The sequence below is a fragment of the Streptomyces sp. NPDC007907 genome, assembly GCF_042959365.1.
In the GTDB taxonomy this organism is placed as follows: Bacteria; Actinomycetota; Actinomycetes; order Streptomycetales; family Streptomycetaceae; genus Streptomyces; species Streptomyces indiaensis.
The window spans coordinates 341319-354188 of the sequence record NZ_JBIBKR010000002.1 but is presented as its reverse complement, the minus strand read 5'-3'; the positions used below and the strand labels follow the sequence as shown (position 1 = coordinate 354188).

Genomic DNA, 12870 nt, shown 5'->3' with positions numbered 1-12870 from the left:
GTACGGGGGTCAATGCCGCGTCGGCGCGGACAAGCGGTGCAGGCGCAGCGCGAGTTGGATCTCCAGGGCCCGGGCCGGGCTCTGCCAGTCGTCGCCGAGGAGCCGCCCGACGCGTTCCAGGCGCTGGGCGACCGTGTTCACATGGACGTGCAGTTCGTCCTTGGTGCGCGCGGGGCTCATGCCGCAGGTGAAGTATGCGTCGAGGGTGCGCAGCAGTTCCGTGCCGCGTCGGCGGTCGTAGGCGACGACCTCGCCGATGGTGCGGTCGACGAAGCCGGGGATGTCCCGGTCGCCGGCCAGGATCAGGCCCAGGAACCCGAAGTCCTCGGCGGCCGCCCCGTCTCCGCGGCGGCCCAGGACCCGCAGCGCTTCGAGGCAGCGAGTGGCCTCCGCGTAGGCCGTGGCCACGGCCCCCGGGCGGGTGGCGAGATCCTGGGCAGGTGCGGAGGCACCGACCGTGACCGTCGCGTGGACCGCCGTGCCCAGGTGCCGGGCCGCGCGGCGGGCCAGATCGGTCGCGGTGTCGCCGGGGCCGAGGGGCAGCAGCAGGACCGTGCCACCGTCGCGGGCGGCGGCCAGGCCGTGCCGGGTCGCCGCCAGGTGGGACGCCGCCGCTGCCAGGCGTCTGCGGGCGTCCGCCTCCTGGTCGGCGTCGGTGGGCTCGCCCTCCAGCCGCGCGGCCAGCACCACGTGGAGGGCGTCGAGGTCGGCGTGGAGCCGCGCCGCGCGCTCCCGCAGCAGGCGCGGGTCACGGGCTCGGGCGTCGAGCAGGTCGTCGAGCAGCTCGCCGCGCACCCGCTGCTCGGCCTCGGCGGCGGATCTGCGGGCCAGGAGCAGCAGGGAGGTGACCATGGCGGCACGCTCCAGAGTGCGCTGGTCGACGGGGTCGAGCCCCGGGTGCCCGCGCAGCACCAGTGCGCCGAGCAGTTCGCCGCCGGCGGCGACGGCGGCGATCCAGTCGTCGTCGTGGAGCACCGCGTGCCCCTGCGCGCCGGACTTCTCCAGGGCCGCGGCGGGTGCGGCGGCGGCCTCGGCGAACTCGACGGTGCCGTCGAGGATCTCGGAGACGGCCGCGGCCACGTCATGCACTCCGCCGCCGCGCAGGACGAGCTCGGCGAGCCGGTCGTGCACGTCGGAGGCGCGCTCGATGACGCCGCTGCGGTCCCGGATGATCTCGTTCGCCCGCTCCAGGCCGGCGAGGGCCGACCGGGTCTCGGCGAGCAGGTTGGCGGTGTCGATGGCGGCCGCGGCCAGGGCGGCGAACGATCCGAGCAGAGCGATCTGCTCCCGCTCGAAGACGCGGGCGCGGCGGTCGGCTGCGAACAGCACGCCGATGACGTGGTGCCCGAGCGTCAGCGGCACACCGAGGATGGCCACCAGGCCCTCGTCCCGCACGCCCGCGTCGATGGTGAGGGTGTGCTGGAATCGGTCGTCCTTGAAGTAGTCGTCGGTGACGTAGGGGCGGGCCGTCTGTGCGACGAGACCTCCGAGCCCCTCCCCCATGCCGAGCCGCAGCTGCTGGAACCGGGCCGCGACCGAGCCCTCGGTGACCCGCATGTAGGTGTCGCCGCGCTCGGTGTCGTTCAGGCTGAGGTAGGCGACGTCCGTGCCCAGCAGCGAGCGGGCGCGCTGGACGATCGCCTGCAGTACCGCGTCGAGGTCGCGCAGCCCGGCGAGGTCGTGGGCCGTCTCGAACAGTGCGGACAGCTCGGCCTCGCGCCGGCGTCGTCCCTCCAGCTCGGCGCAGACGCGCAGGGCGAGCGGCTTGGCCCGCCGGAGTGCCGCGATCCACTCCGCCGGGCGCCCTTCGGCCCGCGCGAGCAGTTCCGGCTGCTCGTAGGCGTCGGCCGATGCGCCCCTGGCCAGGAGCTCGAGGAACGGCACTTCGGCGGACTGCACGTGATCGCTGGACATGCTCACAGGATTCACCATGACCGGTCCGCCCCGTCAGCCCTGTGGACAACTCCCGGGGCCGCCGAGGAGCGGCCGCTCAGTGGGCGGTCCAGCCACCGTCGAGCACGAGCGAGGTGCCGGTCACGAAGGAGGCCTGCGGGCTGCAGAGATACGCCACCGCCTCGGCGACCTCCTCCGGTTCGATGAGCCGCTTGACGGCGCTGTCCTGCAGCAGCACCTCGGACAGGACGCGTTCCTCGGGGATGCCGTGCGCCTGCGCCTGGTCGGCGAGCTGCTTCTCCACCAGGGGGGTGCGCACATAGGCGGGGTTCACACAGTTCGAGGTGACACCGTGGGGCGCGCCTTCGAGGGCGGTGGTCTTGGACAGTCCTTCCAGCCCGTGTTTGGCCGCCACATAGGCCGACTTGTAGGCCGAGGCGCGCAGCCCGTGCACGGAGGACACGTTCACCACGCGGCCCCACGCCTGTCCGTACATGTGGGGCAGTGCGCCGCGGATGAGCCGGAAGGGCGCTTCGAGCATCACGGTGAGCACCGTGTGGAAGACCTCGGGCGGGAACTCCTGGATGGGGCGGACCAGTTGGAGCCCGGCGTTGTTGACGAGGACGTCGGTGCCCGCGGCGGCGAGTTCCGCGGCGTCCAGGTCGGTGAGGTCGAGGACGTGCGGCTCCACCGTTCCGGCGAGGCCGTGGCCCTGGCCGGCCAGGGCCTCCAGGCCCGCCGCGTCCCGGTCGACGGCTCTCACCTTGGCCCCGGCGGCCGCGAGCCGCAGCGCGCAGGCACGGCCGATACCGCCGGCGGCGCCGGTGACGAGCGCGGTGCGGCCGCCCAGGTCGAGCGGGCAGGCGTGGGGGGCGGGGTGAGCACGGTACGCGGTCATGGCTCGACCCTAGGCAGCGCCCGTGCCCCACCCCATGTGGTCACGCCCCATAGTTCAGCCGGAGGCAGTGGTGTCGAACCATGTGGGGGCATCCGACAGGGCCAGCTTGATCCGGTGCAGGCCGAACTCCTCCAGCTCGGGCAGTGCGTCGACGTCGAACCAGGCGACGTCGAGCGACTCGTCGTCGTTCACCCGCGCCTCGCCGCCGACGGCCCGGCAGCGGAAGGTGATGTCCATGTACTGGCAGATGTCGCCGTTCTCGTACGTGACGGGCGCCAAGGCCTGGACGAGGACGACCCGTTCGGCGACGCAGCGTACGGCCGTCTCCTCGTAGACCTCCCGCACCGCACAGGCCGCGGGCTGTTCTCCCGGCTCGGGGATGCCGCCGAGCACCGACCACTTGCGGGTGTCGGCCCGCCGGTTGAGCAGCACTCTCCCCTCGTCGTCGAAGACGAGGGCGGTGACTCCGGGGAGCCAGAGCAGCTGCTGACCGGCCGAGGCGCGGAGGGTGCGGATGAAGTCGGGAGTAGCCATGCCGTCGACCCTAACGGGCCGCTCACGGCGCCCCGGCGCGCTTCAAACGGCGTGCGACGGGCGTACGGTCACACGTCACCGGCGCGTCGCCCGCGCAGCCCGGCGCCGACGGCCCAGCCGAGGCCGCCGGCCGCGACGAGGACGAGGGCGAGCTCCGGCAGGGTGCCGAGCCGGGTGGCGGGGGTCTGGGAGGACCGCAGCGGCACCTTCTGCACGAGCGAGTCGGCCACGAACATGCCGGTCTTCTGCGTGATCCTGCCGTCCGGCATGATGATCGCGCTGACACCGCTGGTCACGGGCACGGTCACGGTCCGGCTGTGCTCGACCGCCCGGACCCGGGACATGGCGAGCTGCTGGTAGGTCATCTCGCTGCGGTCGAAGGTGGCGTTGTTGCTGGGCACGGAGATCATCTGGGCGCCGTCGGTGACCTCGGAGCGCACGGTCCAGTCGAAGGCGGCCTCGTAGCAGGTGACGAGTCCGACCTTGGCGCCGTCCATGGTGAACACGCCCGGCTCGGTGCCCCGGCTGAAGTCCTGGCGGACCATCGCCGTCCAGTTCTTGTTGATCGCGCCGATGAGCGAGCGCAGCGGCAGGTACTCCCCGAAGGGTTGGATCTGGCGCTTGTCGTAGGTGTTCACGGGCCCCTTGGCCGGGTCCCAGAGGATCTGCTCGTTGTAGAGCCTGCCGTCCCGCTCGACGACGCCGCCGACCGAGATGGGCACGCCGATGGACTTGGCGGCGGCGTCGATGACGATGCGGGCGTCGCGGTTGGCGAAGGGGTCGATGTCGGAGGAGTTCTCCGGCCAGAGCACGAAGTCGGGTCGCGCGACCCTGCCGGCCCTGACCTCGGCGGCCAGGCGCTCGGTCTCGCGCGCGTGGTAGTCCAGTACGGCGCGCCGCTGGGAGTTGAAGTCGAGGCCGGCGCGCGGCACGTTGCCCTGGATCACGGCGACGGTGGCGGTGCCGTCCTCGGCCGTGTCGCTGACGAGCGGCCGGGCCGCGACGGCGCCCACCACGGGGACGGCCAGGCTCAGCAGGCCCACGGCCGCCGCGCCACGGCGCACCGCACCGGTCCTCCGCCATCGCACGGCCTGCCGGACGATCTCGAAGAGACCGAATCCGCACAGGACGAGCGCGAAGCCCAGCACAGGGGTGCCGCCCACCGCGGCGAGCGGCAGGAACACGCCGTCGGCCTGGCCGAACGCGACCTTCCCCCAGGGGAAGCCGTTGAAGGGCGCACGCGCGCGTGCCGCCTCGCCGGCGATCCACACGGCCGCCGCCCACACCGGCCAGCCGGGCAGCTTCGAGACAGCCGCGATCCCCGCGCCCACCGCGGCTGCGAAGAGGGCCTCGATCGCCACCAGGGCGAGCCAGGGCCCCGGCCCCACCTCCACGCCGGTCCACACCAGCAGCGGCAGCAGGAAGCCGAGGCCGAAGAGGTAGCCGAGACCGAGCGCCGCCTTCCAGCCGCGGCCGCGCAGCACCCAGCCGAAGACGGCGAAGGCCGGCAGGGCCAGCCACCACAGCGTGCGGGGCGGGAAGGAGACGTAGAGGAGCAGGCCGGAGAGCGCGGCTGCGGCGGCCGGGACGAGACGCACGAGCCGCCGGGCCCACGTCCGCGCCCCGGGCGCGATCCGCGGCTCCAGCTGGTCCGACTCGCCGACGGAGGTTGCGGTGACGGTCACTCCCGGAGTCTAAGGCGCGTGACCTGGGAGCCGACAGCGCGGTACGGGCGGCGCACTTCCTGTTCAGTTCGTCACGAGACATCCCCAAACCGCCCACCAGCCGTTACGGTGTGCCAAGCCTCGCTCGTACGGTCCTGGCGGCCGGTGCGACCGGGGTCTTCACGAGTCGGGGGCGACGGGGTGCCGGGGGGCGGGCGGGGTGGGTTCCAGCGGGATGACGTCCGCGTCCGGACCGGACGCGGACGGTGACAGACGAATCGTTTCTGACGCGGCGGGCGTCGTGGTGCTGGGCGCCTGTGCCACCTGGTCCCTGATCACGGCGGCCGCGCACGACGGCAGGCCCGAGGGGGTACTCCTCGCGGTGCTGGCCGTGGCCGCCGGGTACGCGGCCGGGCGGATCAGCGGGGCGTTGCTGCCGGTCGGCGCGCCCTTCGCCGGGGCGCTGGCCGGCATGGCACTGACGGTTGCCGTTCCCCATCTCGCTCCGGGCCCGCAGATCGCGGCGCCCCTGGGGCACGCGGGGGCCACCGCCGCCGTACTGACCCTGTCGGCCGGTGCCGCGTGCTGCGCGGCCTGGGCGTCGCCGGTTCCGGCCGTTCGGTTCACGCTGCGTCTGCTGGCCGCCGGAACCGCGGCACTGGCCGCCGTGCTCGGCTCCACCAGCGGCTCGGTGACCTGCCTCGCGGTGCTGCTGTGCTCGCTGGCCGCCGGCCGTAGCCGTCACCGGGGCGCCGGGATGGCCGCGCTGACCGCGGTCGCCGTCCTGATGACCGGTCTGGTCTGGGCGATCGCCGCGCGGACCGTACCGGCCGGCTTCGTGGCGGCCGTGGAAGGGCGGCTGACGCCGCACCGGGTGCGGCTGTGGCAGGACGCGTGGAATCTGCTGGGGGACGACGCCCTGTCGGGCGCCGGCCCGGGCCGCTTCGGGGAACTGAGCACGGCGTCCGCGCAGTCCCTGCTGTCCGACGACAAGCCGCACTCCGCGCCCCTGCAACAGGCGGCGGAACAGGGGCTGGTCGGGGTGGCCCTGCTCGCGGCGGTGTTCGGCTGGGTCCTGTACGCCCTGTGGCGCGGCCCGCGCCCGACCCCGGTGGCGCTCACCGCGGGCGCGGCCCTGACGGCGCTCGCCGCGATCGCCGCCGTCGGCAACGCGCTGAGCTTCACGGCGGTGTCCGTCGGGGCGGGCCTGCTGGCGGGCATCGCCACGGCGCGCCCTCTCACCGACGAGTCGTCGAGCCGTACGGCGGGAATCCCGGCGCGCGGAGCGGGACGCACACCCGCGCGGTGACGGGTGGATGCTCGCGCGGTGACGGGCGGGCACTCGCGCGGCGACGAGCAGGCACCCGGCGTCCGGCGCCACGGGCCGGCGATCACGGCGCGTGATCAGCAACGGTGATCACAGCCGGTGACACGCGTCCGGCGGCTCAGTGCGCGGGAGCGCCCGGCTTGCTGGGCCGCAGCCGTGCCTCGATCACCCTTACGGCCGCCTCCGCGTCGTCGACGGTGATCGTGAAGGTGTGCCCGTCCCACAGCTCCAGCTCGACGCCCTCACCGCGTCGTACGACCACCGCGGTGCCCTTCTCGGGCCGCCACCGGTAGCCCCAGCCGCCCCAGTGGCGGGGGGTGACGTGGGAGATGTACGTGGCGCCGACCACGCTGGAGAGCGGGATACGGCGACGGGGGACGCCGATGTGGCCGCAGCGCACCTCGAGGTGTTCCTGGTCGACCCGCAGGGCGACGTGCACGAAGGCGAGCGTTCCGAAGAGGACCAGCAGCCCGGCGGCGATGCACCCGACGACGGCCATGACCAGCGGGGCGACGCCGGACGTCCACGCCGAGTCGACGGCCAGCTCGATGCCGAGTGCCATGCAGGCGGCGCCCACGAGCGCCAGCAGCCACTGCACCCGGTTCGTGGCACGGCCGGTCCAGACGTCCGTGTGCGGGTGGGGGGCGTTCTCGCCGTGGCGGTGGTCCCTCATGCCATTGAGGGTACTCAGAATTCATTCCGCTGGTACCTCGTGGCGGAGCGTGACTGCGCCGGGTGGGCATCGCGCCGGACGGGCCGGGAGGTGACCGCCCGTGAACGCCCCTCCGGTCAGCCGGCGGGCGTGACCGCCTGCAGCAGACGCCCTTCCGCGTACGCCAGCGCCGGGGCGGGCAGGGCGCCCTCGCGTCCGCTGAGCAGCACGGTGAGTGTGCCGTGCGGGGATGCTCCGGGTGCGGGGTGCCGGCCGATCCGGCGCAGGGCCTGGGCGGCCACGGCCCCGGCGGAGCCGTGCAGCACGAGGGGCGGGCGGCCGGGGCGCTGGACGGCGGCCCGGATGCGCTCGGCCACCAGTTCGTAGTGGGTGCAGCCGAGGACGACGGTGGTCACCTCGGCCGGGGTGAGGGCGGCGGCCGCGGACACGGCCGCGTCGATCGCCGCCTCGTCCGCGTGCTCCACCGCCTCGGCCAGGCCCCAGCAGGGCACTTCGGTGACGGGCACGCCGCCGGCGAAGTCCTTGATCAGGTTCTGCTGATAGGGACTGCCGGTGGTGGCCGGGGTGGCCCAGATGGCGAGGTGACCGCCGCCGGCCGCGGCCGGCTTGATGGCCGGGACGGTGCCGATGACCGGGAGCTCCGGTTCGAGCCGGGCGCGCAGGGCGGTGAGGGCGTGCACGGTGGCGGTGTTGCAGCCGACGATCAGGGCCTCGGGGCGGCGGGCCGCGGCGGCTTCGGCGACGGCCAGGGCACGCTCGGTCAGGTCCTCCGGCGTGCGCGGTCCCCAGGGCATGCCGTCGGGGTCCAGGGAGAGCACGAGATCGGCGTCGGGGCGCAGCCGCCGTACCGCGGCGGTGGCCGCCAGCAGACCGATTCCGGAGTCCATGAGCGCGATCTTCACCCGATCACGATAGACGATGAGCGACACGCGGCAGGGCCCCTGGGGCAGACTGCGGTCGTGAGCGCCGTTGTGTGGACTGCCGCCGGATCACTCCTCGCCTGGTCGTGGCTGCTGCTCGGCCAGGGCTTCTTCTGGCGCACCGATGTGCGCCTGCCCTCGCGTGCCGAGCCCGACGCGTGGCCGTCGGTGTGCGTCGTCGTGCCCGCCCGCGACGAGGCGGCCGTGCTGCCGGCCGCGCTGCCGTCGTTGCTCGCGCAGGACTATCCGGGTCGGGCGGAGATCTTCCTCGTCGACGACGGCAGCTCGGACGGCACCGGTGCGCTGGCGCGTGAGCTGGCACGCCGGCACGGCGGGCTGCCGCTGACGGTGGGTTCGCCGGGTGAGCCCCCGGCGGGCTGGACCGGCAAGCTGTGGGCGGTGCGCCACGGCATCGGGCTGGCACGCGCGCGTGATCCCGAGTACCTCCTGCTGACGGACGCCGACATCGCGCACGCCCCTGACAGTCTGCGGGAGCTGGTGGCGGCGGCCCGTTCGGGTGGGTTCGACGTCGTCTCGCAGATGGCCCGGCTCCGGGTGGAGAGCGTGTGGGAACGGCTCGTGGTGCCCGCGTTCGTCTATTTCTTCGCGCAGCTCTACCCCTTCCGCCGGATCGCCGCGAGGGGCCGGACCGCGGCCGCCGCCGGGGGCTGCGTGCTGCTGCGGACGGAGACGGCGGAGCGGGCACGGATCCCGGAGGCGATCCGGCACGCCGTGATCGACGACGTCGCGCTCGCGCGGGCCGTCAAGCGCGGCGGCGGCCGGGTGTGGCTGGGGCTCGCCGAACGGGTGGACAGCGTGCGGCCCTATCCGCGGCTGCACGACCTGTGGCGCATGGTCTCGCGCAGCGCGTACGCGCAGCTGCGGCACAACCCGCTGCTGCTCGCCGGGACGGTCGCCGGGCTGGCGCTGGTGTATCTGGTGCCGCCGGTGGCGGTCCTGGCCGGTCTCGTCGGCGGCGGTGCGGCGGCGCTGGTCCTCGGCGGTCTCGCGTGGCTCGTCATGGCGGGGACGTACGTGCCGATGCTCCGCTACTACCGGCAGCCGCTGTGGCTCGCCCCGCTGCTGCCGTTCACCGCGTTCCTCTATCTCCTCATGACCGTCGACTCGGCGGTGCGGCACTACCGGGGACGGGGTGCGGCCTGGAAGGGCCGCACCTACACGCGCCCGGACGCCGTGCCCGAGGAGGGGTGAAGCCCGCCGAAGGGGTCGGCCGCAGGGGGCACTTGCGGCCAGGGGGCACTTACGGCCGGAGGGTCACTTGCGGCCGGGGGTCCAGTTCATGCCCCACCCGTAGGCGTGGTCGACGGTCCGCTGCGGGCTCACCCCGCGCTCGGGCACCAGGTAGCGCGCCTCCCGCTGGACGACCAGGTCGCCGCCGGTGTTGGTGATCAGGGCGAGCGCGCACACGAGTGAGGGGACCGTGCACTCGTCGAGGGAGAACTCGATCGGCGCCCCGTGCTCGGGCCGGAGCGTGACCGAGGCGTGCAGATCGGCGAAGGAGCGGGCGCCTTCGTAGATGGTGACGAAGACGAGGATGCGCCGGAAGGCGTTCTTGTGGTCGAGATTGACGGTGAGGTTCTCCCCCGTCGACACGGCGCCGGTGCGGTCGTCGCCGTCGAGGTGGATGTAGGGGGGCCGGTGCAGCGCTCCGAAGCTGTTGCCGAGGGCCTGTACGACGCCCTTGCTGCCGTCGGAGAGTTCGTAGAGCGCGCACAGGTCGAGGTCGAGGTCGGAGTGCATCGCCGTCGGGCGCCCGAACTTGCTGCTCCAGCCCGAGAACTGCTTGCGCACCTCCCAGTTGAGGTTGACGTGCAGCGCTCCGGAGGTGCCGCCCTGCTTGGTGAGGGAGACGGAGGGGGCCGCTTTGGTGAGCGTCACCTTGGTGAGGCGTACGGGGGCCGGAGGTGTGGCGGGCGGGGGCGGAGCGGTGGGCCGAGCCGTCGGCGGGGGCGGGTACGCGGCGGGCGGCGCGGCCGCGGGAGGCGCCGGCGCCACGGCCGGTGCGGGTGCCGGAGCCGGTGCCGCGTGCTGCGGCTCGTCCACCGTGATGCCGTAGTCCGTGGCGAGCCCTTCGAGTCCGCTGCTGTAGCCCTGACCGACGGCACGGAACTTCCAGGCGCCCTGACGACGGTAGAACTCCCCCAGCACGAAAGCGGTTTCGGTGGTGGCGCCGGGGTTGTCGAAGCGGGCCACCGGGTTGCCCTGGGCGGCGTCCTGGACCTCGATGTACAGGCCGGGGACCTGTCCGAAGGCGCCGCCGTCGGCGGAGGCGGCGAGGACGACGGTCTCGATCGCGGGCTCCACGCGCGCGAGGTCGACGAGGAGCGTGTCCGTCACGCGGCCGTCGGTGGTGCGCTTTCCCTCGTGCCGGATCGCCCCGGAGGCGTGCCGGGGCTGGTTGTAGAAGACGAAGTCCGCGTCCGAGCGGACCTTGCCGCCGGCCAGCAGCAGAGCGGACGCGTCGGCGTCGGGCACGCCCGCTCCGGCCCGCCATCCCAGTTCCACCCGCAGCGCAGCGGTCGGCACCGGAGTATTTGAACCTTTCAGCATGTGCATGTCCGCCCCCATTGCGTGGCACCGCGCCAGGCCCGTCCCGGCCGTCCGTCGAGTTCCGTGCGCACAACCTATTCCTTGCCACGGTGAAGTCCCATGCGCGAGCACCCGGAAGACCGGGGGCCAACCGCTGGTAACCCGCCCGGAACTCGGCCTTTAGACGCTCACGACCCCGCTGTGCGCCCCTTTTTGGCGAGTTCGCTCGCATTGGGGCTCCCGGGTCACCGCGGACACGGAAAACAACCCTCTTATCGGTCTCCCCAACCAGCACATCGTTGGCTTAACTTATGTGCCATGACCTCCCCCCGCTCCACCTATGGCGGCGGCTACTACTCCGCCTCCTTCCCGGACACCCCGATCTACGACAAGCTCGTCGCCGAGCGGGGCACCCCGCAGATCGCGCCGATCCGGGTCCCCGCTCAGTACGACATGCCGGGCAGCAGCCTGCCCGCGCTCCCGTCGGCGCTGCCCGCTCTCCCGGCAGCCCCGTCCCAGTCCGCGTACGGCTATCCGCAGGCGCAGCAGCCCTCCCCGCTGCAGCAGGCGCCCGCGGCGTACATTCCGCAGCAGGCCACCGCTCCGCGCGGCTACGCGGGCCCGCAGCAGCCGCGTCCGGCGGCCCCCGCGGGCTACGAGGCGATGCGCCCCGCGGCTCCCCGGCCGGCCCCGGCTCCCTACCAGGATCCGTACAACAGCCAGCAGTACCGCGGGTACTGAGCCGCCCTCCCTGGGACCGTCGGCGCCGGCTGGCACGATGGCCCCATGGGGAACGCTCACCTGCACTCGATCCACGTCCATCCGGTCAAGGCGGCCCGGGGCCTGGCGCCCCGGGAGGCCGTTGTGGAGCCCTGGGGGCTGGCCGGAGACCGACGCTGGGTGCTGATCGACGACGGGGGAAAGGTCGTCACACAGCGCCGTCATCCGCGACTCACGCGCGCCGCCGCCGAGCTTCTGCCCGGCGGTGGCGTCCGTCTGTCCGCGCCCGGCATGCCGACGCTGTCGGTGCCCGTTCCCCGGCACGCCACCGCGCTGCCGGTGGAGATCTTCCGCGACAAGGTCGAAGCCGTCCCCGCCGAGGACGAGGCCGCGCACGCCTGGTGCAGTTCCTTCCTCGGCGCCGGGGCACGCCTGGTGTACCTGGACGATCCGGCCACCCGCCGGCCCCTCGCCGCGGAGTACGCGCAGGCCGGCGAGACCGTCTCCTTCGCCGACGCCGTGCCGCTGCTGCTCACCACGACCGCCTCGCTCGACGCCCTCAACTCCCTGATCGCCCAGGGCGAGTACGCCGCCGATGGCCCGCTGCCCATGAACCGCTTCCGGCCGAGCGTGGTCGTGACGGGCACCCCCGCGTGGGCCGAGGACGACTGGTCGCGCATCGCCCTCGGGGACGTGGTGTTCCGTGTCGCCGGGCCATGCGGCCGGTGCGTGGTGACCACCACCGACCAGGACACCGGCGAGCGGGGCCACGAGCCCCTGTTCAGTCTGGGACGGCACCGCCGGCTCGACGGCAAGCTGATCTTCGGACAAAACCTGGTGCCGCTGTCGGGCGGCACGATCCGGCTCGGCGACCCGCTCAGGATCCTCGCCTAGCTCTTCGAGCGGAGCGGGAACCGTGCCGCCCGGCCGGGCGTTGAGCCTGTGTGAGAAATTCATGCGAGGCCCTCGGGAGAGGTGATGTCGCTCTCTCTTCGACGGGCCCGTGCGTGGACGGCTCCGCCGGGGAGTATCACGGAGCGGGAAGGGGGTGCAGGCGGTGCGAGCGATCAGCGGACTCTGGCGCTGGCGGCGCAATCCGCTCCGCCGCGCGACCGACCTGGCCGAGGCCTGGGTGGCACTGGCCGCCCTGCTGCTGATGCTGCTGGCAGCGCCGGTCGTCGGCGCACTCGTCGGGGGATCGACCGAGGACGCGCTGCAGCGTTCCGTGCGGGCGCAGCACGAGGCACGGCATCTGGTGACCGCCACCGTGATCCGCAAGCTGGACCGCTCCCCGCTGGACGCCGACCCGGAGACCTCCTCGGGCCGCGATCTGCGCACCCGTGTCCTCGCCGACTGGACCGCGCCGGACGGCACGACGCACCAGGGCCCGGTGCTGTCGAGCCTCAAGGACCCGCGACAGGGCGATGCGTTCCGGATATGGACCGACCGGCACGGCAGGATGGTCCCCCGCCCGCTCGACTCCGCGACCGCCTCCACCCACGCGGTCCTCGCCGGCTTCGGCGCGGCCCTGGCGACGGCCGGTCTCACGGAGGGCGGCAGACGGCTGATCGTCTGGCGCATGGTCCGCCGCCGGTACGCCCATTGGGACCAGGCATGGGAGAAGGCCGGCCCGGACTGGGGCAGGACGGGCGCCGGCAGCTGACGGCCTTCCGGCTCTGGTCAACCCACCA

The 12870-nt window shown here is 73.6% G+C and carries 12 protein-coding genes; 5 read left to right on the top strand and 7 right to left on the bottom strand.

Annotation, left to right across the window (positions count from 1 at the left end; translation table 11 throughout):
- Window positions 1-9: 9 nt before the first annotated feature.
- The 4 genes from ACFZDI_RS07585 to lnt all read right to left on the bottom strand — a co-directional run bounded on the left by ACFZDI_RS07585 (window position 10) and on the right by lnt (window position 5010).
- Window positions 10-1914 (bottom strand): GAF domain-containing protein, encoded by a 1905-nt coding sequence (locus ACFZDI_RS07585; RefSeq protein ID WP_391248476.1) that lies wholly within the window; start codon window positions 1912-1914, stop codon window positions 10-12.
- Window positions 1915-1990: 76 nt separating this feature from the next.
- Entirely contained in the window at window positions 1991-2791 is an 801-nt protein-coding gene (locus ACFZDI_RS07580) for a 3-hydroxybutyrate dehydrogenase (RefSeq protein WP_391248475.1), read from the bottom strand.
- A gap of 54 nt (window positions 2792-2845) precedes the next feature.
- On the bottom strand, window positions 2846-3325 hold the full coding sequence (locus ACFZDI_RS07575; protein ID WP_391248473.1) for an NUDIX domain-containing protein: 480 nt from the start codon (window positions 3323-3325) through the stop codon (window positions 2846-2848).
- A gap of 68 nt (window positions 3326-3393) precedes the next feature.
- Window positions 3394-5010, bottom strand: a complete 1617-nt coding sequence (lnt, locus tag ACFZDI_RS07570) for an apolipoprotein N-acyltransferase (protein WP_391248471.1) — start codon at window positions 5008-5010, stop codon at window positions 3394-3396.
- 214 nt (window positions 5011-5224) lie between these two features.
- Between lnt and ACFZDI_RS07565 the strand changes: the two genes are divergently transcribed.
- A complete protein-coding gene (locus ACFZDI_RS07565; protein ID WP_391248469.1) occupies window positions 5225-6298 on the top strand; it encodes an O-antigen ligase family protein in 1074 nt (357 codons plus the stop codon).
- A gap of 136 nt (window positions 6299-6434) precedes the next feature.
- On the opposite strand, the gene ACFZDI_RS07560 is transcribed toward ACFZDI_RS07565, so the two are convergent.
- A complete protein-coding gene (locus tag ACFZDI_RS07560) occupies window positions 6435-6989 on the bottom strand; it encodes a hypothetical protein (protein ID WP_234850900.1) in 555 nt (184 codons plus the stop codon).
- A gap of 116 nt (window positions 6990-7105) precedes the next feature.
- Entirely contained in the window at window positions 7106-7891 is a 786-nt protein-coding gene (locus tag ACFZDI_RS07555) for an aspartate/glutamate racemase family protein (protein WP_391248466.1), read from the bottom strand.
- A 39-nt stretch (window positions 7892-7930) separates the two neighbouring features.
- Here ACFZDI_RS07555 and ACFZDI_RS07550 point away from each other — a divergent pair, with 39 nt between their 5' ends.
- A complete protein-coding gene (locus tag ACFZDI_RS07550) occupies window positions 7931-9121 on the top strand; it encodes a glycosyltransferase (RefSeq protein ID WP_391249485.1) in 1191 nt (396 codons plus the stop codon).
- Window positions 9122-9184: 63 nt separating this feature from the next.
- Here the strand turns inward: ACFZDI_RS07550 and ACFZDI_RS07545 are convergent, their stop codons facing one another.
- A complete protein-coding gene (locus tag ACFZDI_RS07545) occupies window positions 9185-10480 on the bottom strand; it encodes a TerD family protein (protein ID WP_391249484.1) in 1296 nt (431 codons plus the stop codon).
- A gap of 297 nt (window positions 10481-10777) precedes the next feature.
- Between ACFZDI_RS07545 and ACFZDI_RS07540 the strand changes: the two genes are divergently transcribed.
- From ACFZDI_RS07540 to ACFZDI_RS07530, 3 genes are all read left to right on the top strand, one after another.
- Complete coding sequence (locus ACFZDI_RS07540) at window positions 10778-11200, top strand: DUF6643 family protein (RefSeq protein WP_391248464.1); 423 nt, start codon at window positions 10778-10780, stop codon at window positions 11198-11200.
- A 45-nt stretch (window positions 11201-11245) separates the two neighbouring features.
- Window positions 11246-12073: an MOSC N-terminal beta barrel domain-containing protein gene (locus ACFZDI_RS07535; protein WP_391248463.1), complete on the top strand. Its 828-nt coding sequence runs from the start codon at window positions 11246-11248 to the stop codon at window positions 12071-12073.
- Window positions 12074-12236: 163 nt separating this feature from the next.
- Window positions 12237-12842, top strand: coding sequence for a hypothetical protein (locus tag ACFZDI_RS07530; RefSeq protein ID WP_391248461.1), 606 nt, complete (start codon window positions 12237-12239; stop codon window positions 12840-12842).
- The last annotated feature ends 28 nt before the right edge of the window (window positions 12843-12870 follow it).

Coding starts and splice junctions, on each gene's coding strand:
- ACFZDI_RS07585 (WP_391248476.1), bottom strand. CDS start 1,914: ATGTCCAGCGATCACGTGCAGTCCGCCGAAGTGCCGTTCCTCGAGCTC.
- ACFZDI_RS07580 (WP_391248475.1), bottom strand. CDS start 2,791: ATGACCGCGTACCGTGCTCACCCCGCCCCCCACGCCTGCCCGCTCGAC.
- ACFZDI_RS07575 (WP_391248473.1), bottom strand. CDS start 3,325: ATGGCTACTCCCGACTTCATCCGCACCCTCCGCGCCTCGGCCGGTCAG.
- ACFZDI_RS07565 (WP_391248469.1), top strand. CDS start 5,225: ATGACGTCCGCGTCCGGACCGGACGCGGACGGTGACAGACGAATCGTT.
- ACFZDI_RS07560 (WP_234850900.1), bottom strand. CDS start 6,989: ATGAGGGACCACCGCCACGGCGAGAACGCCCCCCACCCGCACACGGAC.
- ACFZDI_RS07545 (WP_391249484.1), bottom strand. CDS start 10,480: ATGCTGAAAGGTTCAAATACTCCGGTGCCGACCGCTGCGCTGCGGGTG.
- ACFZDI_RS07540 (WP_391248464.1), top strand. CDS start 10,778: ATGACCTCCCCCCGCTCCACCTATGGCGGCGGCTACTACTCCGCCTCC.
- ACFZDI_RS07535 (WP_391248463.1), top strand. CDS start 11,246: ATGGGGAACGCTCACCTGCACTCGATCCACGTCCATCCGGTCAAGGCG.